Source organism: Pseudomonas sp. DR 5-09 (genome assembly GCF_001655595.1).
GTDB classification, from domain to species: Bacteria; Pseudomonadota; Gammaproteobacteria; order Pseudomonadales; family Pseudomonadaceae; genus Aquipseudomonas; species Aquipseudomonas pharyngis.
The window spans coordinates 3464554-3486952 of record NZ_CP011566.1; the positions used below are offsets into that span (position 1 = coordinate 3464554).

The following is a 22399-nucleotide window of genomic DNA, read 5'->3' on the forward strand; positions in this document are numbered from 1 at the left end:
TTGTTCGAGTGGCGGGCATCTTAGCGCAGCTGGCTGCGCGGCGTGGATGTTCAGACTCGTTCAGCTGAGGTTCAGCTTAATGTCAATGAATACCATGTGAGAATGACTTTCATTATGTTACAACTTGTAACCTCATTTCGTTACACAGTGACCGCCGAATGCTCGTTCCCTTTTTGATCATGTTGCGCGAAGGCATCGAAGCCGCGCTGATCGTTGGCATCATCGCCAGCTACCTGCAACAGACCGGCCGTGGCCAGTGGATGCCGGCGGTGTGGATCGGCGTGTTTCTCGCTGCTGCGCTGGCGTTGCTGGTCGGCGGTGGCCTGGAGCTGGTCAGTGCCGAATTCCCGCAAAAGCAGCAGGAACTGTTCGAAGGCGTGGTCGGGCTGGTGGCCGTGGGCATTCTCAGTTCGATGGTGTTCTGGATGCGCAAGGTGGCGCGTTCGATCAAGCATTCACTGCAAGCCTCTCTCGACCAAGCGCTGACCGCGTCGAAGCATCAGGTCATCGCGCTGATCGCCATGGTGTTTTTCGCCGTGGCCCGGGAAGGCCTGGAAACCGTGTTCTTCCTGCTCGCCGTGTTCCAGCAGAGCGAAGGCTCGGCCGCGCCGATCGGCGCCCTGCTCGGCCTGATCCTGGCGATCGTCGTCGGCTTCCTGATCTACAGCGGCAGCATGCGCCTGAACCTGTCAGCGTTCTTCCGCTGGACCGGGCTGTTCATCCTCGTAGTCGCCGCCGGGATTCTCGCCAACTCGGTGCAGGCCCTGCATGAAGCCGGGGTGTGGAACCACCTGCAAACCGTGCTCTTCGACTTCAGCGCGACGCTGCCGATGGACGGCCCGCTGGGCTCGGTGCTGGCCGGCATGTTCGGTTATCAGGATGCACCGACCGTCAGCACCCTCGGCGCGTACCTGATTTATCTGCTGGTGGCTCTGGTCATGTTCTTCATGCCGGCGCCCAAGCCTGCTGCCCAATCGTCTTCCGTTTCCAGCCAATAAGGGCCGTCATGTCAAAGCCTAATACTCCTCAGGCCTCGCCTCCCCGCGCCTTGCGCTGGGCGGTGGCCGGTTCGGTGGTCGTGATGATCGCCGCCGGTGGCCTGTTCTACTACGCCTCGAAACTGGCCGCCGCCAAACGTCAGCACAACCGTGACGAAGTGGTGGTCAACATCCATCCGCACAGTTGCGAACCGAACGCCCTGACGGTGCCGGCCGGCCGCGCCAGTTTCCGCATCGTCAATCGCTCCGACCGGGCGGTGGAGTGGGAAATTCTCGACGGCGTGCTGGTGATCGAAGAGCGCGAGAACATCGCGCCGGGCCTGAGCCAGGTGATCAACGCCAACCTGCAACCCGGCGACTACGCCATCACCTGCGGCCTGCTGAGCAACCCGCGCGGCACCCTGCACGTGACGCCGACCGCCGCTTCGGATGCCGCCGCCAAGGCCAAACCGTCGATGGTTGCCTTCGTCGGGCCGCTGTCTGAGTTCCGCGTCTATCTGGCCAGCCAGGGCAGCGCGCTGATCAAAGCCGTGACGGCGCTGAATCAAGCCATCGACAGCGGCGATCTGGCCCAGGCCCAGGCGTCGTATTTGCCGGCCCGCGCCGCGTACCAGGGTCTGGCCCCCGCCGCACAACGCCTGGCCGAGCTGGACAACAGCATCAACGCCCGCGCCGATTACTTCGAAAAACGCGAGCAGGATCCGGCCTTCGTCGGCTTCCACCGCCTCGAATACGCGCTGTTCCAGCAACGCAAACTCGATGGGCTGACACCGATTGCCCAAGGCTTGCTCGACAACGTCACCACGCTGAAACAGCAACTGCTGGCCCAGTCGCTGCCACCGGAGCAACTGGTGGAAATCGTCGTGCGCAACCTCAACACCCTCGCCGACGTGCGCGCCGCCAGCGGCGAAGAGGAACGCTACAGCCACAGCGATCTCAACGGCTTCGCGGCCAATCAGGAAACCGCGCACAAAGTCGTCGAACTGCTGCGACCGCTGCTGAGCAAATCTGCCGCTGACCTGCTGCCGAAAATCGACGGCGCACTGGCTGATTTCGATACCACGCTGAACGGCTTCAAGGTCAAGGACGGCTACGCCAGTTACGACACCGTCAACGGTGAGCAACGCAAGCAGATCGCCGACAAGGCCAAGGCCCTGGCCGACGCCCTCGACGCCATTGATCCCGCCCTCGGCCTCTCCGGCCTGTAAGCAGAAGACGAATACCGATGAACGATTCCGAACACTTCAACCTGCAACGTCGCCGCGTACTGATGGGCATGGGCGCCGCCGGTGTCGCACTGGCCGGCACTGCCCTGAGCTGCCCGGCGATGGCCGCCGCCCCTGCGCAAGTCACCGAAGCGCCGAGCAGCGACAAGACCCAGGATCACCACGATTTCCATGGCGTGCACCAGACTGGCATCGTCACCCCGCGTCCGGCGGCCGGCATGCTGGTGTCGTTCGATGTGCTGGCCAGCGACCGTGAAGACCTGGAGCGGCTGTTCCGCACCCTCAACGAGCGCATCGCGTTCCTGATGAAGGGCGGCCCGGTGGCGCAGATCGATCCGAAGTTGCCGCCGCCGGATTCCGGAATCCTCGGCCCGGTGGTGACGCCGGACAACCTGACCATCACCGTGTCCGTCGGCGAATCGTTGTTCGATGAGCGCTTCGGCCTCGCGTCCGCCAAACCCAAGCGTCTGGTGCGCATGGTCGGTTTCCCCAACGATGCGCTGGAAGCCGATTGCTGCCACGGCGACCTGAGCCTGCAGTTCTGCTCCAACACCGCCGACACCAACATCCACGCCCTGCGCGACATCATGAAGAACCTGCCGGACCTGCTGCTGGTGCGCTGGAAACAGGAAGGCAGCGTGCCGCCACAAGCCCCGGCCAAACCGGGTGTGCCGGCGCAATCGGCGCGTAACTTCCTGGGTTTCCGCGACGGTTCGGCCAACCCGGACTCCAACGACGGCAAGGCCATGGACCGCATCGTCTGGGTGCAACCGGGCAGTGATGAACCGGCCTGGGCCACCCACGGCAGTTATCAGGCGGTGCGGATCATCCGCAACTTTGTCGAACGCTGGGACCGCACGCCGTTGCAGGAACAGGAAAGCATCATCGGCCGAGTCAAAACCACCGGTGCGCCGATGGGCGCCAGCCATGAGACCGAAGTCCCGGATTACAGCAAGGATCCGGAAGGCAAGCTGACCAAGCTCGACGCGCACATTCGCCTGGCCAATCCGCGCACCGCCGCGAGTCAGGCCAATCTGATCCTGCGCCGGCCGTTCAACTACTCCAACGGCGTGAACAAGAACGGCCAGCTCGACATGGGCCTGTTGTTCATTTGCTATCAGGCGGATCTGGAAAAAGGCTTCATCACCGTGCAGACCCGTCTCAACGGCGAACCGCTGGAGGAATACCTCAAGCCGGTCGGCGGCGGTTACTTCTTCACCCTGCCGGGTGTCACGGGCGACAAGGACTTCATCGGTCGCTCGCTGCTCAACGCTACTCAACCAAAAACAACTGCATAGCATTCAACAGGAGCCGCCCCCATGAAAAAGACGCCACTCGCGTTATTGCTGACCCTTGGTTTGCTCAACACCCCGCTGTCGGCGTTCGCCGCGACCGCGCCGCTGGATTTGGTGGGGCCGGTGTCGGACTACAAGATCTACGTCACCGAACAATTGGATGAACTGGCCAGCCACACTCAGCAGTTCACCGACGCGGTGAAAAAAGGCGACCTGGCCACCGCGCAGAAGCTCTACGCACCGACCCGCGTTTATTACGAGTCGATCGAGCCGATCGCCGAGCTGTTCAGTGACCTCGACGCCTCCATCGACTCCCGCGTCGACGACCACGAGCAAGGCGTAAAAGCCGAAGACTTCACCGGTTTCCACCGCATCGAGTACTCGCTGTTCTCGGAAAAGAGCACCAAGGATCTGGACGCCCTGGCGGATGGCCTGAACAAGGACGTGAAGGACCTGCAAACCCGCGTCGCCGGCCTGACCTTCCCGCCGGAAAAAGTCGTTGGCGGCGCCGCTGCACTGCTCGAAGAAGTCGCCGCCACCAAGATCTCCGGTGAAGAAGACCGTTACAGCCACACCGACCTGTACGACTTCCAGGGGAACATCGACGGCGCGAAGAAAATCGTCGACCTGTTCCGTCCGCAGATTGAGAAACAGGACAAAGCCTTCGTCGCCAAAGTCGACAAGAACTTCGCCACCGTGGACAAGATCCTGGCCAAGTACAAGACCAGGGACGGTGGTTTCGAGACTTACGATAAGGTGAAGGACAACGACCGCAAGGCGTTGGTCGGCCCGGTCAATACCCTGGCTGAAGACCTTTCCACATTGCGTGGGAAACTGGGTTTGAACTGAGACGTGTAGCGCCTGTTCTACCCCTTTCGCGAGCAAGCCCGCTCCCACACTGGATCTTCGCTGAGCACAATTTTGTGTTCAACAAAGACCCTGTGTGGGAGCGGGCTTGCTCGCGAAGGTATTTTTAGCAGCGCCGAAAATTTCGGATCCTAGAGAATGCGATACAGCAACCGCTCGACCCGCACCCGGCTCACGCGCTTGAGGAACTTGGCCACCCCGGCCGGGTAATCCGGCAGGGCTTCCAGATCCTGGAAGCGTGCGATCCGCGTGGTGTGTTCGAAGATGTTCTCCAGCTCCAGGCGGCGCGGCTCCAGCCACTCGCCTTTCGGGTCATCGATCAGCAAGGCGTTTTCCAGATCGAGCCGAAACGCCCGCGGGTTCAGGTTATTGCCGGTCAGCAACGTGTAGCGCTGGTCGATCCACATGCCCTTGAGGTGATAGCTGTTGTCGCCTTCACGCCACAGGTGCAGGTTCAACTGGCCGCTGTCGATGTTGCGCTGATGCCGCTTGGCGAAGCGGCGCAGGCTGATCTCGTAGAGATACGGCAGCGCGGCGATCACCTTGAACGGCTCGCTCGGCGGAATGTAGAAGTCGTTGGCGGTCTTGTCGCCGACCACGATGTCGATCTTCACGCCCCGCGCCAGTGCGCGGTTGATCTCGCGGATCACCCCCAGCGGCAGGTTGAAGTACGGCGTGCAGATGGTCAGTTGCTTCTGGGCGCTGGCGATCAGCTCGAGAATCACCCGGTTCAGCGGATTGTTCTTGCCCACACCCAGCAACGGGCTGACCGACAGGCCAGTGTGCGCCGTGCTGCCGGCACTGGTGTCGTACGCCGCGTATTTCAGGCGGCTGCGCAGGTCGCCGATGTCGTTGCGCAGGCTGCGGGTGGTCGGCAGGTTCGGCAGGTCGAGGCGATGCACCGCTTTCGATTCGATCAGGCCGTGCTTGACCAGATGGTGCATCGAGTCCGCCAGTTCGCGGCTTTGCAACACGTGATAACGGTCGAAACGGTACTTGTCGAACTTGTGCAGGTAGACGTTGTTCAGGCTCGCACCGCTGTAGACCACGCAATCGTCGATCACGAAGCCTTTGAGGTGCAGCACGCCGAACAGCTCGCGGGTCTGCACCGGCACGCCGTAGACCGGCACCACGCTCTGGTGGGTGCGGGTCATTTCCTGATACCACGCCGAATTGCCCGGCTGCTTGCCGGCACCAATCAAGCCGCGCTGGGCCCGCAGCCAGTCGACGACCACCGCGATTTCAAGCTCGGGACGCTTGAGTTTGGCGGCGTGCAAGGCATCGAGGATTTCCTGGCCGGCTTCATCGTTTTGCAGATAAAGCGCGACGAGGTAAATGCGCCGGGTCGCCTGGGCGATTTTCTCCAGCAGGCAACGACGGAAATCGGCGGCGCCGGGCAGGATCGTCACGGCCTCGGCGGTCAGCGGAAAGCTGCGCAGTTTGGGCAGCAGAGAGCGTTTGAAAAGCAACGGCATAGGGCTCGCAATGGGTCGAATCCGAAGAACCCGAGAGCTTACACCATCAACTCCTTCGGGTCTTGTGAGTGTCTGTAATGACTTCATCACCAGCCGCCAGGTTCCCTCGGCTGAAATGCATTTTTTCTGTGGGAGCCGGCCTGCTGGCGATCGCTATCTTCCAGATGAAAGAAATATCCGCTTGACCAAGAAGAACGATCGTTCTACTGTTCACCACATGAACGAAATCACACGCAACGACACAACCCGAGACATCATTCTGGATGTCACCGAAAAGTTGATCTACAAAAGTGGCATCGCCGCCACCGGCATGGATCTTCTGGTGAAAACCGCCGGCGTTTCCAGAAAGAGTATCTACCGCTACTTCGCCAACAAGGAGGAGCTGACCGTCGCCGCCCTGCAAAGCCGCGACGTGCGCTGGATGCACTGGTACAGAAGCGCCGTCGATCAGGCCGAGACCCCGGCCGACCGCCTGCTCAACCTGTTCACCGTGCTCAAGGGCTGGTTCGCCTCGGAAGGCTTCCGGGGCTGTGCCTTCATCAATACCAGTGGCGAGACCGGCGATCCCGAGGATCCGGTTCGCCTGGTCGCCAAAGACCACAAACAGAAACTGCTCGACTACTTGTGCGAGCTGTGTACCGAACATGGGGCCGTGGACCCGCAACTGCTGGCCAAACAGTTGCTGATCCTGATTGACGGCGCCATTACCGTAGCGCTTGTGATGGGTGATCACAGTGCCGCCGATAATGCGCAATGCATGGCGCGAAAGTTATTGGACATGTAACGCCTTAATAAGCCTGACAAGTTGTTTAACTGTTAACAGATCGGGAGACAAACATGTCTACTGCAGCCGAAGTTCGTCCGCCATTGCCACCGTTCAACCGTGAATCGGCCATTGAAAAAGTTCGTCTGGCCGAGGATGGCTGGAACTCCCGCGACCCGGAGCGCGTGTCGCTGGCCTACACCCTGGACACCAAATGGCGCAACCGCGCCGAATTCGCCAACAACCGCGAAGAAGCCAAGGGTTTCCTGACCCGCAAATGGGCCAAGGAACTGGATTACCGCCTGATCAAGGAGCTCTGGGCTTACTCCGACACCCGCATCGCCGTGCGCTACGCCTACGAGTGGCACGACGACTCGGGCAACTGGTTCCGTTCCTACGGCAACGAGAACTGGGAATTCGACGAGCACGGCCTGATGTTCCAGCGTTACGCCTGCATCAACGACATGCCGATCAAGGAAAGCGAACGCAAGTTCCACTGGCCGCTGGGCCGGCGTCCGGATGATCATCCGGGGTTGTCCGAACTGGGTCTGTAATTAAGTAGCCGATCCCTCCTGCATAGTGTGCAGGAGGGATTTTCAAGCAACTTCAGCGGTCTGGATCGATTGCGCTTTGGCTTCCAGTTCCCGCACCAACGGCAACACCCGTTGGCCGAAATACTCCACCTCTTCCTGAAAATGCAGGAATCCCGCCAATACCAGGTCGACACCCACCGCTTTCAGCGCCACGATCCTCTCGGCAATCTGCAGTGGCGTACCGATCAGGTTGGTCTTGAAGCCGTCGTTGTACTGCACCAGATCTTCAAAGGTCGATTTGGCCCAGTTACCCTCACCTTCCGGCGACGCCCTGCCCGCCTGTTTCGCCGCATCCCCAAAGGCATTCACCGCTTCCGGGTCCGCCTGATCGATGATCTGCGCCAGCACTGCTTTGGCTTCTTCCTCGGTATCCCGAGCGATGACAAACGCGTTTACCCCGATTTTCACCGAGTGTTGGTTCGCTGCCGCTTTGGCGCGAATGTCATCGACCTGCGCCTTGATACCCTCGACGCTGTTGCCATTGGTGAAATACCAGTCCGACACCCGTGCCGCCATGTCCCGCGCGGCACGAGAACTGCCGCCCTGAAAAATTTCCGGCCGGCCCAGCGGTTTCGGCTTGAGGCTGTAGTTGTCGAAGCGATAGAAATCGCCACGGAAGGTGAAATTGTCCTGACTCCAGATCCCTCGCAGCGAACGGATAAACTCTTCCGAGCGACGGTAGCGCTCGTCGTGCTCCAGCCAATGCTCGCCAATCGCCTGGAACTCGCCTTTGAACCAGCCGCTGACGATGTTCACCGCGATCCGGCCGTTGGTGAGTTGATCGATGGTCGCCAACTGTTTCGCCGCCAGCGCCGGTTGCCACGGCCCGGGCAGAATGGCGGCGATGACTTTGAGTTTGCTGGTGGCCGCGAGCAGCGCATGGCTGAAGGCAACCGATTCATGCTGGAACTCGGCGCCGTAGCCCGCAGTGAAGCGGATTTGCGTCAGGGCGTATTCGAAACCCGCCGCCTCGGCCAGTTGCGCCAGCTTGCGGTTGTAGTCGATGCCCCAATCAGTGCGTTGCTCGATCTTGCTGACCACCAGCCCACCGCTGACGTTCGGCACCCAGTAGGCAAATTTAACGGCTTGCTGACTCATTGGCGTGTCCTCGGGACAGTTGATGAAGGTGAGTGAGCTAGAGCAGCAAGCGTGCCAGCCTCGATAGCCCGGTTTTATTGGGCTTGCAGATAATCAGGATGCGTTGTGTGAGGGTGATTTGTTGACTGGCTGTTCTAGGGGCAACAGTTGAGATATGTGCGGATTGGACTGACCTCTTCGTCGGATCGCCGCCCGGAGCAAGCTCGCTTGTATGTTTAGACTTGAAGGGGTGGGCGGGACTAAAAGCTCGATTCCGACTCTAGCCAGTACGGACCGTGGGAGACTTCTCGTCCCGCCCTTTCTACCTAAAGCGCCGATAAGGAATTCATCGGTAAAACCGACGATAGAGGCAAGCCAGCGCTACGGTAGACCCCGACAAGCTCTTAAACCCTAGCTCCGAGGATTCGTCATGACAATCCTTACCTCGCCAACGGTGATTGGTGTCGATGTGGCCAAAGCCGAAATCGTCGCTTATCGCGAAGATCTGAAAAACATTCAGGTCATCAACAACGACCGTACGTCTATAGGTCGTTGGCTGAAGACCCTGCCCGCACAAAGCTCGATTTCCCTGGAAGCCACTAATCTCTACCACCTGGATACGGCCGAACTGGCCCATGGTATGGGGCATCGGGTTTACGTCGTGGACCCTTACCGGGTGAGCCATTACCGCGAAAGCATCGGTCAGCGTGCAAAAACCGACCCTTGTGATGCACGTCTTCTGGCGCGTTATCTAACCAGTGAACAGCACCGGCTGCGGGTCTGGAGCCCACCACCACGGCACTACACGGTGTTGAAAAGTCTGCTTAACAAGCGTGCGCAGCTGATGAAGGCCCGAGTCAGTATCATGCTGAGCTGGTCAAACGAACCTCTCCTTGAAGATCTTTTGGCCCATGGGTTGGAGCATTTCAAACAGCTTGATCAGGCCATTCAGGAATTACTTCGCAAAGTCAGCCAAGAGGCCGGCATTAGCGAAAACATCAGACGCTGCAAAGCGATTGAAGGGATTGGTGAACTCACGGCAACGGGACTGGCAACTACGTACATGCGAGGTGAGTTCGCCAGCGCCGATGCGTTCATCGCCTTTCTGGGAATGGATTTGAAGGCAAAGGACTCAGGCAAGAAACACAGTCCTCGCCACTTGAGCAAAAAAGGTGACGGGGAATTACGGCGTCTTGCACACAATGCAGCTATGGCAGCTTGTCGGTCCCCTGTTTGGAAACCGTTCTATGAATCCTATCTGGCAAGAGGTCTAGCCAGAACCCAGGCCTTGGTCATCCTCGCCCGTAAGCTTTGCCGGGTGGCATTCGCCCTCATGAAAAATCAGAGCGAATACCAACCCAATTTAAGGTTGCAGGGTTCCCCTGCAACATAGAATCTCCCACAGGGGAACGCATTCCAGAATGTGGGGCGGGCTTGCTCGCGAAGGCGTCCGACAGGTCGCCGCAAAAGCTGGATACAGGTAACATGGCTGCCCTCCCCGCAGCCCAGCTCTGCGCCCTGCCGAATAAGCCGATTCCATGCCTTTCGAACTCAGCGTTGACCTCACCACCCTGGCCGTTCTGGCCCTTGTCGCTTTCATTGCCGGATTCATCGACGCCATCGCCGGCGGTGGCGGTCTGTTGACCACGCCTGCGTTGCTCACCGCCGGCCTGCCGCCGCACCTGGTGCTGGGCACCAACAAGTTGAGTTCGACCTTCGGTTCGGCCACCGCCAGTTTCACTTTCTACCGACGCAAGCTGTTTCACCCACGGCAGTGGATGCACGCTATCGTCGGCACGCTGGTCGGTGCGCTGACCGGCGCCATCGTCGCCCATTACCTGCCCGCCGAATGGCTGAACAAAATGCTGCCGGTGATCGTCTTCGCCTGTGGCCTGTACCTGTTGTTTGGCGGCACGCCGAAAGCGCCGCTGGACAGCGACGCACCGATCAAGAAAAAGTGGCAATCGACCCAGGGCTTCAGCCTCGGTTTCTACGACGGCGTGGCCGGCCCCGGCACTGGCGCGTTCTGGACCGTCAGCAGTCTGCTGCTGTACCCGATCGATCTGGTCAAGGCCAGCGGCGTGGCGCGCAGCATGAACTTCGTCAGCAACATTGCCGCGCTGTCGGTGTTCGTGTTTTCCGGGCAGGTGGACTGGATCATCGGCCTGAGCATGGGCCTGTCGGTGATGGTCGGCGCCTTCTTCGGGGCGCGCACCGCGATCAGCGGCGGCGCCAAGTTCATTCGTCCGGTGTTCATCACCGTGGTGCTGGGGTTGACCGTGCGTCTAGCCTGGCAGCACTGGTTCAGCGTGGCCTAAGCGCCGCGCCACGTAGACGTCGATCAGGTATCGGGCAATCGATTTGGACGCCGGCAACGGCGGCAGAGCGTGCACGTTGAACCACTGGGCGTCTTCGATCTCGTCTTCCTGACAGACAATCTCGCCACCGGCATATTCGGCATGGAAGCCGAGCATCATCGAGTGCGGGAACGGCCAGCACTGGCTGCCCATGTACTGAATGTTCTTCACCTCGATCTGCACTTCCTCGCGCACTTCGCGGATCAGGCAATCCTCGGCCGACTCCCCAGGTTCGGCAAACCCGGCCAGCGTGCTGTAGACCCCGGTGACAAAACGCGGTGAACGCGCCAGCAAGATCTCATCGCCACGGGTCACCAGCACGATCATGCTCGGCGAAATCCGCGGATAACTGCGCAGATCGCAGGGCTGGCAATACATCGCCCGCTCCCGCGGCACCTGGGTCATGGCCTGACCACAATTGCCGCAGAACCGGTGCTCACGGGCCCAGGTCCCGATTTGCGCCGCGTAACCCAGCACTTTGTAGATCGTGTGATCGCCGTCGAGCATGAACGCCCGCAGGCCTTTCCAGTTGCACCCCGGCACCTCGCTGGTGCTGTGCAGTTCCAGCAGGTACACCGGCTCGCCATCAAGGTGGCCGATACCGTGCTCGGCCAGGATCGACAAGTCCTGGCGCTTGAGCCATTCCCGGGGGAACAGCGCGCCGTTGTCATCGAACAGGAAACCCTCGGGGCTGCGCGCCACGGCCCAGCCGCCGGGTTGATCGGTGTCCAGTACTGCAGTGGTCCAGCGAGATGTCATGGTTTCTCAATCCAGAAATTCGGGTTTCTGTTTGCTCATATGGGCGGCCATGGCCACGCGCAAATCGTTGGATTGCAGCATGGCGGCGTTCCAGGTGGCAACGTACTCGAGACCGTCGTCGATGCGATGGTCGCGCATGTAGCTGATCATTTCCTTGGTGCCGGTGACCGCGATCGGCGACTTGCCGGCGATGTTCCGAGCGATGTCCATCACGCCTTCGATCAGGCTGTCCTTGTCGCTGTAGACGCGATTGACCAGGCCGATGCTGCGCGCTTCTTCGGCGCCAAAGGTGCGACCGGTGTAAGCCAGCTCACGCAGCATGCCGTCACCGATGATCCGTGGCAACCGTTGCAGGGTGCCGACGTCGGCCGCCATGCCGATGTCGATTTCCTTGATCGAGAATTGCGCGTCTTCGGCGGCGTAGCGCATGTCGCAGGCGGCGATCAGGTCGATGGCGCCGCCCAGGCAATAACCCTGGATCGCCGCGAGTACCGGTTTGCGGCAATTGTCGACCGCATTGAAGGACGCTTGCAGGCTCAGGATCTTCTTGCGCAGCAGGCGCGCATTGCGGCCGACGTCCTTGCCCAACTCATTGGCCACACCGGCCAGCATCATCAGGTCGATGCCCGAGGAGAAGTGTTTACCGGCACCGCTGAGCACCACCACCCGCACTTCGTCGGTGTCGTCGATCCACTGGAACACCTCGACGATTTCACTCCAGAACGCGGCGTTCATCGAGTTGATCTTTTCCGGACGATTGATCTGCACATGGGCGATGTTGTCGGCCAGTTCGACGCTGAAGGCGGTGTATTGAGTCATGGCAGAAATCCTTTACCGGGCTGAAAATGAGGCCCGAACTATAACAAGGCATCAGCACGGCGGTTCGGCCAAATGCGGGACTCTAGCCGTTCTTCACCGCCACGAAGGCGGCGGTCTCGTAAGGCACCGTCACTATCTCCCTGCCCCGCAGCTGCGGCTCGCCGGCAATCAGTTGAGCAATTTGCTCGTCGATCTTCGCGCGCTGCTGATCGCTCAGCGCGGCAATGAAACTGGTGGAGCGCACCCGGTTGAAAATCACATCTTCCGGCGCGCCGGTATGCCCGTGCTGGAAATGCTGCGCCTGCAACGGCCCGAACGCCGGATGGGGAAAGGCCTTGCGCCATTCGCCGGTGTAGAAGCGCGGCGTGTCGCCTTCCAGCGCATTGACGATGGCGTCCAGCTTGGGCACCCAGTCGATCCGGGTGTCGCGCAGGTTCCAAATCAGGCCCAGCTTGCCACCCGGCTTGAGGACCCGGGCGATTTCATCCAGGGCTTCGGTACGGGCAAACCAGTGAAAGGCTTGCGCGCACACCACGGCATCCACCGAGGCGTCGGGCAGCGGCAAATCCGTTGCTGTGCCGCTGACGGCCAATACCTGCGGCCAGGCCAGCGACAGTTTTTCCAGCATCTGCGCCACCGGCTCTACGGCAATCACCTGGGCGCCGGTCGCCACCAGCCGTCCGGTGAACTTGCCGGTGCCGGCGCCGAGGTCGATAACAGTCTTGTGGGCATCGAGGCCCAGTGTGCCGGTCAGCCATTCGCTGACGGCCGGCGGGTAGTCGGGCCGGCCTTTGACGTAGGTGTCGGCGGCGGTTTTGTAGCCGCTGGCGGCCGAGTGGTGAACCTGATCTTTCATGGCCAAACTCCCATGTTAGAACTGCAGATCGACGACGAACGCTGACCAGCATAGCGCCGGAAAAACGGCTTTCCTTTAACAAAGCCTGACAAAGCAATGAATAAATGTTCACCCTGCGGTGTTCAAAGTGAAACATGACCCCTTGTGGAGCCTTGCCCATGACTATCCGTTCCGTTATGTTCGCCGCCCCGTTGCTGGTAGCCGCCGCTTTCGCGAGCCCCCTCGCCTTCGCCAATGGCGATGAAGAGGCGCCGGTGCAGAAACCCAACTGCCCCAAAGGCCAGGTATTCGACACCAAAACGCAGAAGTGCGTGATGCAGACCAGCCATCTGGTGCCCGACGCCGACCGGACCGATTACGCCTACCGCCTGGCCAAGGCCGGCCGCTATGAAGAAGCCCTGGCCCTGCTCGATACGCTGGAACAACCGAACACCGCCAAGGCTCTCAACTATCGCGGTTACGCGACGCGCAAACTGGGGCGCACCGACGAAGGCATCGGTTATTACCTGCAATCGGTGAAGCTTGATCCGCAGTACGCGCAGGTCCGCGAATACTTGGGCGAGGCTTACGTCATCAAGGGCCGCGTCGATCTGGCGCAGGAGCAGTTGCAGCACATCCAGAAGATCTGCGGCACGACCTGCGAGGAATACCGGGACCTGGCCGAAGCCATCAACGATTCATCGAAAACCTGACACGACACGCGGAGGCGAACATTTTCAGCGATCAGGCCTTCAGAGCCGAACTCGGGCAACACCTGGCGCGCCTGTGGCGTTACGGCTTGCTGCTGTCGCGCAATCGGCACGTGGCCGAGGATCTGGTGCAAGCCACCTGCGTGCGGGCGCTGGAGCGTTCGGGCCAGTACGTGGCCGGCACGCGCATGGATCGCTGGCTGCTGAGCATCCTGCATTCGATCTGGCTCAACGAAGTGCGCGCCCGCCGGGTGCGCCAGGGCCAAGGCGTGACGGAAGCCGACAGGCAGCTGACCTTCGATGGCGAATACGCCGCGCAGACTCATGTGATGGCCGCGCAGGTGATCCGCCGCGTCGATGCGCTGCCGGAAACTCAACGTGAAACGGTTTATCTGGCCTACGTTGAAGGCCTGTCCTACCGCGAAGTCGCCGAGATCCTGCAAGTGCCGATCGGCACGGTCATGAGCCGCCTGGCCACCGCGCGCCTGAAGCTGGCCGAATACCCGCCGCTGCAAGCGGTACCGAACACCCCCGCAGGAGACCGGCAATGAATACGCCTTCCGACGAGCAACTGGTGGCGTATCTGGACGATGAACTGGACCGCGAACAGCGCAGCCAACTCGACGGCCTCATCGCCGACGATCCACTGCTGAATTTGCGGGTGCAATGGCTGAGCCGCAGCACCCTGCCGTTCAAGGCCGCCTATGACGAACAGGCGCAACAGGCGCCGCTCGACCGTTTGCAGGCCCGGCTCGATGCCGCGCCGTCACCGCAGAAACCCGGTTTCAGCCGACGCTGGTTCATCGGCGCGGCGGCAGCGGGCGTGGCGCTCGCGGCTGTCGCGGCGGACCGCTTGTTCCTGGCATGGCAAACGCAGCAATCGCACAACTGGCGCGAACTGGTGGGCGATTACATGGCGCTGTATGTGCCGCAGACCCTCGAACATCTGCCCACCGATGAAGCCTCGCAACTGGCGCAGTTGCGAACCGTCGATGCGCGGCTGGGTGTAAGCCTGTCGCCGGCGAAACTCAAACTGCCCGGCGCGCAGTTCAAACGCGCGCAATTGCTCGAGTATGACGGCGTGCCCATCGCCCAGATGACCTGGCTCGACGCCACCCACGGCCCGCTGGCGCTGTGCGTCACGCGCACCAACAGCGGCAGCCAGCCGCTGGCCCATGAGCGCCGTCACGGGATGAACGTGGTGTACTGGACCGAACGCGAGCACGCCTGGATGCTGATCGGCCATCACCCGGCTTCCGAGCTGGAAGACATGGCGAAAATGTTTAAGACCAGGCTGAACGTTTAAAGAATTTTGTCACTATGCTGCTCGGGTGATTTTCCAAGAAGGATGGATTTATGCCGATTTCGCCACGCACAGCCCTGCTGGTCATCGACGTGCAGAACGACTTCATTCCCGGCGGCCAACTGGCCGTGCCGGAAGGTGATTTGATTGTTCCGCTGATCAACCGGCTCGCCGGGCAGTTCACGCAAGTGGTCATTGCCCAGGACTGGCACCCGGCCGGACATGCTTCGTTTGCGACCAGCCATCCCGGCCGTCAGCCCTATGACGTGATTCAACTGCCGTATGGCGAGCAGACGCTTTGGCCGGATCACTGCATTCAGGGCTCACACGGTGCCGAGTTTCATTCGGGACTTGATCTTCCCCATGCGCAATTGATCATCCGCAAGGGCTGCAACCCGGACATCGACAGCTATTCGGCGTTTCTGGAAGCGGACCGCGTCACGACTACGGGTCTGGCCGGTTATCTGAAGGAACGCGGGATCGACACGGTGTATATGGTCGGTCTCGCGCTGGATTTCTGTGTAATGTTCTCCGCGCTGGATGCGCGGGCGGCTGGGTTCAATGCGTTTGTGGTGCTGGATGCGTGCCGGGCGATTGATTTGAATGGATCACTGGCGGCGGCGATCGAGCGGATGCAAGTGGCCGGAGTTGGATTGATCCAGTCGACTGAGATCCTCTAATCCAGAACACTGATCATTCCCACGCAGAGCGTGGGAACGATCGTCACGAGTGCTAAACGGGGGTTGGCAGCCAGAGCCTGAACCGCGCCCCGCCCAACGGCGAACCTTCCACCGTCAACGTCCCGCCCTGGGCCTCCAGCGCCCGACGGCTGATCGCCAACCCCAGTCCAAACCCGCCAGTGGCCCGATCCCGGCTGCGATCCAGTCGATAAAACGGCTCGAAAATCCGCTCCCGCTCGTCTTCCGGAATGCCGATCCCGTCATCATCCACCCAGATCTCACAGCCCTTCGGGCAGACCTGCACGCCAATCTGAATGCGTTTTTCGCAATAGCGCATGGCGTTGCGCAGCAGGTTCTGAATCGCACGGGCCGTCAGGCGTGGGTCGAGGGTGAAACGTTCCAGCTGATTGTGCAGCAGCACATCGATGACGATTTCCGGGGATTCCAGCTCTTCGTCGACGCTGCCCAGAATGCTGTCGATGAACTCGTCCAGCGACACCTCGACCTGCTCGGGCAACTTCGCCGGATTCTGCAAACGGCTGTAAGACAGCAACTCCAACACCAGCTCATCCAGTTCGCGGATGTGCGCGACCAGCCCTTGCAGGCGTTCGCGGCTGGCTTGCGGCAAGTCGTCGGACAGCGCCAGCGCCAGGCCGAAGTCCAGACGGGTCAGCGGCGTGCGCAGCTCGTGGGACACGGCGTTGAGCAGGTCCCGCTGCTGGTTGAGCAGGTTTTCGATGTCGCCGGCCATGGTGTCGAACACGTTGGCCAGGCTGCCGATGTTCGAGCTTGCGCCAATCTGCGTACGCTCGCTCAAATGGCCCTTGCCGAAACGTTCGGCGGTGCCCTTGAGGCGTTCCAGATCGCGCCAGTGCGGACGAAACCAGAGCAACAGGCACGCCAGCAGACTCGCGCCGATGAGCACGTTGATGCTCCAGTACAACAGATTCACGTCCATCGGATCCGGCGGCACCACCATCTGCACTGCCATTTCGTCATTCAGCGGCGTGACCGCCAGCGTGCGCCAGCCCCAGTCGCCCACCCGCACCATGTTCTCGCCGCGCCGCAGACGCTCTTGCTCGATGGCGGTGAAGCCAGGGTCATCGATACGGGCGAGCACGATGTGCAGCGGCTGGAAATCCTTGTCCATCGACGCTGCCAGCGCCGGCCACTGACCCTGCGGCACCGCGCGAAACTGCTTGGTGATCAACGATTGCAGGCCACGGGAATAGTCGAGGTTGTAGGTGACGAATCGCTGCTTGAACGCCATCACCACCAGATCCGGCACCAGATAGATCGCCGCACTGTAGGAGACGATCGTCACCAGATAGAGGCGAAACAGGATTCTGAACATCGAATCAGCATTCCCACTCGGAACGGCTGAACAGATACCCCTTGCCCCACACAGTCTTGATCTTCCGCGCCTCGCCGGCGTGGTCGTCGAACTTGCGCCGCAGTTTGGAAATCGCTACGTCTACCGAGCGGTCGGTGCCGTTGAATTCGATGCCGCGCAGACGTTGCAGAATCTGGTCGCGGCTCAGCACTTCACCGGCGTGGCGGGCCAGCACCACCAGCAGGTTGTATTCGCCGCTGGACAGCTCGACCGGTTGTTCGCGCCAGGTCACCGTGCGCTCCGACAGATCGATGCACAGATTGCCCATCAGGATCCGGTCGTTGGCGGTCATCGGCTCGCCGAGGCTGCTGCGCCGCAGCAATGTGCGCACCCGAGCCAGCAGGACGCGCGGCTCGCAGGGTTTGGTGACGTAATCGTCGGCGCCCATTTCCAGGCCCAGCACCTGATCGTGGCTGTCGTCACGGGCGGTGAGCATCAGGATCGGCAGCGTTGCCGAGTCGGCGCGCAACAGGCGACAGACCTGCAAACCGTCGAGCCCCGGCAGCATCAGGTCGAGAATCACCAGGTCCGGCGGATTGAGCCGTGCCCGCTCGCGCACATGGTCGCCACGACCGATCACGCTGACGGAGTAACCGTTGCGTTCCAGATAGCTGGAAATCAGTTCGGCGAGGGCGGTGTCGTCTTCGACCAGGAGGATGTTGGGCATTGAGGTGATCCAGAAATACAGTGGCGACCCATCGTCCGCTATCGCGAGCAGGCTCGCTCCCACATTTGGAATGCAATCCCTTGTGGGAGCGAGCCTGCTCGCGATGCTTTATCTGTCGCAATAAATATCAAGGCGTAAAGGATATACGCCCTCACCCGTCCCTGAGCAAAACCCTTACACAATTTCACACAGCGCCTACAAAGCTTCACCGCTACCCTCGGCGACTGTCCGTAGGATGCGCAGATCAATATTGGGGGTTGTACATGTCGAAGAATCTGCTGGCCGGTCTCGGCCTGATCGCATTGGCGCTGACGCTGAGTGCCTGTGATAAATCCTCGAACGCCGAGGAACAGGCGCCGCCGGCCACCGTGCGGATCGAAACCCTTGAGGCGCGCCCCCTGTCGATCAGCAGCGAACTGAGCGGGCGGATTGCCGCGCCGCGCATTGCCGAAGTCCGCGCCCGGGTCGCCGGCGTGGTACTGCAACGTACCTACCGCGAAGGCAGCGACGTGAAAAAGGGCGACGTACTGTTCCGCATTGATCCGGCGCCGTTCAAGGCCGACCTCGATAGCGCCGAAGCCGCGCTGCGCAAGGCCGAGGCCAACGCGTTCCAGGCAAAACTGCAGGAGCAGCGCTACGCCCAGTTGATCGAAGACAAGGCCATCAGCGCTCAGGATTACGACAACGCCCGCGCCAACGCCCGGCAGACCGCCGCTGACGTTGCCGCCAACAAGGCAGCCGTCGAGCGCGCGAAGCTGAACCTCGGTTACGCCACCGTCACCGCGCCGATTTCCGGCCGCGTCGGTCGTGCCCTGGTGACCGAAGGCGCGCTGGTCGGCCAGAACGAAACCACGCCCATGGCGCTGATCCAGCAACTGAACCCGATCCACGCCGACCTCACCCAGTCGACCCGCGAATTGAATGAACTGCGCCGGGCATTTCGTTCCGGCCAGTTGCAGCAGGTCGGCCAGGATCAGGTCAAGGCCACGCTGATCCAGGACGACGGCAGCCTCTATCCGTTGCCGGGCAAGTTGCTGTTCAGCGACATCACGGTCGATCCGGGCACCGGGCAGATCATCCTGCGCAGCGAGTTCCCCAACCCGGATCTCGATCTGTTGCCCGGCAGCTACGTTCGCGTGCGCCTGGAACAAGGCGTGATCCAGCACGGTCTCACCGTGCCGCAACGCGCGGTACAGCGTGACAGCGCCGGTGTAGCGCAAGTCCTGACTGTCGACGATCAGATGCGTGTTGCCCAGCAGCCGGTGCAGCTTGGCGCTGTGCAGAACGACCGCTGGATCGTCACCGGTGGCCTGAAGGCCGGCGACCGCATTGTCATCGAAGGCCTGCAACATGCCCGTCCGGGCGAAGTGGTGCAGATCGACGACACCCCTCTTCCACTTGCCCAGACCTCTGGTCAGTAAGCAGGACGCTCTTCTATGCCGCAGTTCTTTATCGACCGCCCGGTGTTCGCCTGGGTCGTCGCGTTGTTCATCCTGTTGGCCGGTGCGCTGGCCATCCCGCAATTGCCGGTGGCGCAATACCCCGACGTCGCGCCGCCGCAGATCGAAATCTACGCCGTGTACCCGGGCGCCTCGGCGCAGACCGTCGATGAAAGCGTGGTCAGCCTGATCGAGGAAGAGCTCAACGGCGCCGATCACCTGCTGTACTTCGCATCGCAAAGCAGCCTCGGCAGCGCCACGATCAAGGCCACGTTCCAGCCGGGCACCAACCCGGAGCTGGCGCAGGTTGATGTGCAGAATCGCCTGAAGGTAGTCGAGTCACGCCTGCCGCAAGCGGTCAATCAGCAAGGTTTGCAGGTGGAGAAAGTCTCCGCCGGCTTCCTGTTGCTGATCACTTTGACCTCCAGCGACGGCAAGCTCGACGACGTGGCGCTCAGCGATTACCTGGCGCGCAACGTGATGAACGAGATCAAGCGCATCGACGGTGTCGGCAAGGCCCAACTGTATGGCGCCGAGCGGGCGATGCGGATCTGGGTCGATCCGCAGAAGCTGATCGGTTTCAACCTGACACCCGCTGATGTCAACGCCGCCATCGTTGCGCAGAATGCCCAGGTCTCGGCGGGCAGCATCGGCGATCTGCCGAACCCGAGCACCCAGGAAATCACCGCGACGATTCTGGTCAAGGGCCAATTGTCGACGCCGGAAGAGTTCGCCGACATCGTGCTCAAGGCCAACCCGGACGGCTCCACCGTGCGCATCAAGGATGTGGCGCGGGTCGAGATCGGCAGCCAGGAATACCAGTTCGGCACCCGTCTTAACGGCAAGCCGTCCACCGCCGTCGGTGTGCAACTGTCGCCAGGCGCCAACGCCCTCAGCACCGCGACCTTGATCCGGGCGAAGATGGATGAACTGTCGCGCTACTTCCCGGCGGGCGTGGAATACAAGATTCCTTACGACACGTCGCCATTCGTGAAGGTCTCGATCACCAAAGTGGTCTACACCCTCGGCGAAGCGATGCTGCTGGTGTTTGCGGTGATGTTCCTGTTCCTGCAGAACATCCGCTACACCCTGATCCCGACGCTGGTGGTGCCGGTGGCGCTGATGGGTACCTTCGCCACCATGCTGGCGCTGGGGTTCTCGATCAACGTGCTGACCATGTTCGGCATGGTGCTGGCCATCGGCATTCTGGTGGACGACGCCATCGTGGTGGTGGAGAACGTCGAACGGATCATGGCCACCGAAGGCCTGTCACCGAAAGAGGCAACGCGCAAGGCGATGACCCAGATCACCGGCGCTATCATCGGCATTACCCTGGTGCTGGTGGCGGTGTTCATTCCGATGGCGTTCATGCAGGGCTCGGTGGGCGTCATCTATCGCCAGTTCTCGTTGTCGATGGCCACCTCGATCCTGTTTTCGGCCTTCCTCGCCCTGACCTTGACCCCGGCACTGTGCGCCACCTTGCTCAAGCCGATTGCCAAGGGCGAACACCACGAAAAAACCGGGTTCTTCGGCTGGTTCAACCGCCGTTTCGAGCAACTGACCGATCGCTATCAGGCCTGGGTCGGTTACGCGCTGAAACGCACCGGTCGTTACCTGCTGATCTACGTTGTGTTGCTGGTCGGCCTGGGCCTGTGCTTCGCGCGCCTGCCCTCCTCGTTCCTGCCGGTCGAGGATCAGGGTTACACCATCACCGACATTCAACTGCCACCCGGTGCAAGCAAGAACCGCACGGTGCAGGTGGTCGAGCAGATCGAAGCGCACAACGCCGGCGAACCGGGTGTGGGCGACAGCACCGTGATTCTCGGTTTCAGTTTTTCCGGTAGCGGGCAGAACGCCGCGCTGGCGTTCACCACGCTCAAGGACTGGTCACAGCGCGGCAGCGACGACTCGGCAAGTTCGATTGCCGACCGCGCCAACATCGCCCTGAGCCAGATCAAGGACGCCGTGGCGTTCGCCGTGCTGCCGCCGCCGGTGGATGGTTTGGGTACGTCCAGCGGCTTCGAGTTCCGCCTGCAGGATCGCGGCGGCCTCGGTCATGCGACCTTGATGGAGGCTCGCACCCAGTTGCTCGCGGCCGCCGAGAAAAGCCCGATCCTGATGAACGTGCGTGAAAGTGCGCTGGCCGAAGCGCCGCAAGTGCAGCTGGAAGTGGATCGCAAGCAGGCCAATGCACTTGGGATTTCCTTCGCCGACGTCGGCAACGTGCTGTCCACCGCCATCGGCTCCTCGTACGTCAATGACTTCCCCAATCAGGGGCGGATGCAACGGGTTGTCGTGCAGGCCGAAGGCGACCGTCGCAGTCAGGTCGATGACCTGCTGAAGATGCACGTGCGCAACGACGCCGGGAAAATGGTGCCGCTGTCGGCATTCGTGCGAGCCACATGGACTCAAGGCCCGGCGCAACTGACCCGTTACAACGGCTACCCGGCAATCTCGATTTCCGGTGAGCCGAAACCCGGCCACAGTACCGGCGAAGCCATGGCGGAAATCGAACGGCTGGTGGCGCAAGGGCCGAAAGGTCTGGGTCAGGAATGGACCGGTCTGTCGCTGCAGGAACGTTTGTCCGGCAGCCAGGCGCCGATCCTGCTCGGGCTGTCGCTGCTGATCGTGTTCCTGTGTCTGGCGGCGTTGTACGAGAGCTGGTCGATTCCGACTTCCGTGCTGCTCGTTGTACCGCTCGGCGTGCTCGGTGCGGTGCTGGCAGTGACTTTGCGCGGGATGCCCAACGACGTGTTCTTCAAGGTCGGGCTGATCACCATCATCGGTCTGTCGGCGAAGAACGCGATCCTGATCATCGAGTTTGCCAAGAGCCTGTATGACGAAGGTCACGATCTGATTGATGCCACGCTGCAAGCGGCGCGTCTGCGGTTGCGGCCGATTGTCATGACTTCGCTCGCGTTTATTCTGGGTGTGGTGCCGCTGGCGATTGCCACCGGCGCGAGTTCGGCGAGCCAGCAGGCGATTGGTACCGGGGTGATTGGCGGGATGATTACCGCAACATTGGCGGTGATTTTCGTGCCGGTGTTTTTCGTTGTCGTAATCAAGCTTGTACGCCGGTTCACCAAGCCTGATTGATAGAGCGCTCCCGGCGCGGTGGCCAGAGGTCGCCGCGCTGGGCTAAG

21 protein-coding genes are annotated in these 22399 nt (G+C 61.2%); 14 read left to right on the forward strand and 7 right to left on the reverse strand.

Translation table 11 applies throughout. The features are described from left to right. The first annotated feature begins 158 nt into the window (after window positions 1–158). From efeU to efeO (PDR5_RS15440), 4 genes are read left to right on the forward strand one after another with little or no spacing between them, the layout of a single operon-like run. Entirely contained in the window at window positions 159–998 is an 840-nt protein-coding gene (gene efeU / locus PDR5_RS15425; protein WP_064596852.1) for an iron uptake transporter permease EfeU, read from the forward strand. An 8-nt stretch (window positions 999–1006) separates the two neighbouring features. Beyond that, on the forward strand, window positions 1007–2206 hold the full coding sequence (gene efeO, locus PDR5_RS15430) for an iron uptake system protein EfeO (RefSeq protein WP_064596853.1): 1200 nt from the start codon (window positions 1007–1009) through the stop codon (window positions 2204–2206). A gap of 17 nt (window positions 2207–2223) precedes the next feature. Continuing rightward, window positions 2224–3522, forward strand: a complete 1299-nt coding sequence (efeB, locus tag PDR5_RS15435) for an iron uptake transporter deferrochelatase/peroxidase subunit (RefSeq protein WP_064596855.1) — start codon at window positions 2224–2226, stop codon at window positions 3520–3522. Between the two features lie 21 nt (window positions 3523–3543). Beyond that, on the forward strand, window positions 3544–4368 hold the full coding sequence (gene efeO / locus PDR5_RS15440; protein ID WP_039768660.1) for an iron uptake system protein EfeO: 825 nt from the start codon (window positions 3544–3546) through the stop codon (window positions 4366–4368). Between the two features lie 149 nt (window positions 4369–4517). On the opposite strand, the gene pssA is transcribed toward efeO (PDR5_RS15440), so the two are convergent. Beyond that, on the reverse strand, window positions 4518–5861 hold the full coding sequence (gene pssA / locus PDR5_RS15445) for a CDP-diacylglycerol--serine O-phosphatidyltransferase (protein WP_064596857.1): 1344 nt from the start codon (window positions 5859–5861) through the stop codon (window positions 4518–4520). 217 nt (window positions 5862–6078) lie between these two features. On the opposite strand from pssA, the gene PDR5_RS15450 reads away from it, so the two are divergent. Continuing rightward, complete coding sequence (locus PDR5_RS15450; RefSeq protein ID WP_064596860.1) at window positions 6079–6645, forward strand: TetR/AcrR family transcriptional regulator; 567 nt, start codon at window positions 6079–6081, stop codon at window positions 6643–6645. Window positions 6646–6698: 53 nt separating this feature from the next. After that, window positions 6699–7178: a nuclear transport factor 2 family protein gene (locus PDR5_RS15455; protein ID WP_007951263.1), complete on the forward strand. Its 480-nt coding sequence runs from the start codon at window positions 6699–6701 to the stop codon at window positions 7176–7178. Window positions 7179–7220: 42 nt separating this feature from the next. Here the strand turns inward: PDR5_RS15455 and sfnG are convergent, their stop codons facing one another. After that, the gene (sfnG, locus tag PDR5_RS15460) at window positions 7221–8315 is read right to left on the reverse strand and encodes a dimethylsulfone monooxygenase SfnG (RefSeq protein WP_064596862.1); all 1095 of its coding nucleotides are present in this window, start codon (window positions 8313–8315) and stop codon (window positions 7221–7223) included. Window positions 8316–8724: 409 nt separating this feature from the next. On the opposite strand from sfnG, the gene PDR5_RS15465 reads away from it, so the two are divergent. Both PDR5_RS15465 and PDR5_RS15470 read left to right on the forward strand, forming a co-directional pair. Further along, a complete protein-coding gene (locus tag PDR5_RS15465) occupies window positions 8725–9687 on the forward strand; it encodes an IS110 family transposase (RefSeq protein ID WP_064592530.1) in 963 nt (320 codons plus the stop codon). A gap of 145 nt (window positions 9688–9832) precedes the next feature. Beyond that, complete coding sequence (locus PDR5_RS15470; RefSeq protein WP_027611974.1) at window positions 9833–10612, forward strand: TSUP family transporter; 780 nt, start codon at window positions 9833–9835, stop codon at window positions 10610–10612. Here the strand turns inward: PDR5_RS15470 and nudC are convergent. From nudC to PDR5_RS15485, 3 genes are all read right to left on the reverse strand, one after another. Continuing rightward, the gene (gene nudC, locus PDR5_RS15475) at window positions 10580–11410 is read right to left on the reverse strand and encodes an NAD(+) diphosphatase (protein ID WP_064596865.1); all 831 of its coding nucleotides are present in this window, start codon (window positions 11408–11410) and stop codon (window positions 10580–10582) included. The genes PDR5_RS15470 and nudC overlap by 33 nt on opposite strands. Before the next feature lie 6 nt (window positions 11411–11416). Then, window positions 11417–12229 (reverse strand): crotonase/enoyl-CoA hydratase family protein, encoded by an 813-nt coding sequence (locus PDR5_RS15480; protein ID WP_064596867.1) that lies wholly within the window; start codon window positions 12227–12229, stop codon window positions 11417–11419. An 82-nt stretch (window positions 12230–12311) separates the two neighbouring features. Then, the gene (locus PDR5_RS15485; RefSeq protein ID WP_064596869.1) at window positions 12312–13085 is read right to left on the reverse strand and encodes a class I SAM-dependent methyltransferase; all 774 of its coding nucleotides are present in this window, start codon (window positions 13083–13085) and stop codon (window positions 12312–12314) included. Window positions 13086–13243: 158 nt separating this feature from the next. Here PDR5_RS15485 and PDR5_RS15490 point away from each other — a divergent pair, with 158 nt between their 5' ends. From PDR5_RS15490 to pncA, 4 genes are all read left to right on the forward strand, one after another. After that, on the forward strand, window positions 13244–13777 hold the full coding sequence (locus PDR5_RS15490) for a tetratricopeptide repeat protein (RefSeq protein ID WP_064596871.1): 534 nt from the start codon (window positions 13244–13246) through the stop codon (window positions 13775–13777). Window positions 13778–13839: 62 nt separating this feature from the next. After that, entirely contained in the window at window positions 13840–14325 is a 486-nt protein-coding gene (locus tag PDR5_RS15495) for an RNA polymerase sigma factor (RefSeq protein WP_103385203.1), read from the forward strand. Then, on the forward strand, window positions 14322–15080 hold the full coding sequence (locus PDR5_RS15500; RefSeq protein WP_064596873.1) for an anti-sigma factor family protein: 759 nt from the start codon (window positions 14322–14324) through the stop codon (window positions 15078–15080). Before PDR5_RS15495 ends, PDR5_RS15500 begins: the two co-directional genes overlap by 4 nt. A gap of 50 nt (window positions 15081–15130) precedes the next feature. Beyond that, the gene (gene pncA, locus PDR5_RS15505) at window positions 15131–15757 is read left to right on the forward strand and encodes a bifunctional nicotinamidase/pyrazinamidase (protein ID WP_064596875.1); all 627 of its coding nucleotides are present in this window, start codon (window positions 15131–15133) and stop codon (window positions 15755–15757) included. A gap of 52 nt (window positions 15758–15809) precedes the next feature. Here pncA and PDR5_RS15510 read toward each other — a convergent pair whose 3' ends face one another. Both PDR5_RS15510 and PDR5_RS15515 read right to left on the reverse strand, forming a co-directional pair. Further along, window positions 15810–17111: an ATP-binding protein gene (locus tag PDR5_RS15510; RefSeq protein ID WP_064596877.1), complete on the reverse strand. Its 1302-nt coding sequence runs from the start codon at window positions 17109–17111 to the stop codon at window positions 15810–15812. Between the two features lie 4 nt (window positions 17112–17115). Next, window positions 17116–17817 carry a response regulator transcription factor gene (locus PDR5_RS15515; protein WP_007960391.1) on the reverse strand — a complete coding sequence of 234 codons (702 nt, stop codon included), beginning with the start codon at window positions 17815–17817 and terminating at the stop codon, window positions 17116–17118. A 263-nt stretch (window positions 17818–18080) separates the two neighbouring features. Here PDR5_RS15515 and PDR5_RS15520 point away from each other — a divergent pair, with 263 nt between their 5' ends. Continuing rightward, window positions 18081–19238, forward strand: a complete 1158-nt coding sequence (locus tag PDR5_RS15520; protein ID WP_064596879.1) for an efflux RND transporter periplasmic adaptor subunit — start codon at window positions 18081–18083, stop codon at window positions 19236–19238. 15 nt (window positions 19239–19253) lie between these two features. Then, window positions 19254–22352: an efflux RND transporter permease subunit gene (locus PDR5_RS15525; protein ID WP_064596881.1), complete on the forward strand. Its 3099-nt coding sequence runs from the start codon at window positions 19254–19256 to the stop codon at window positions 22350–22352. Window positions 22353–22399 lie beyond the last annotated feature (47 nt).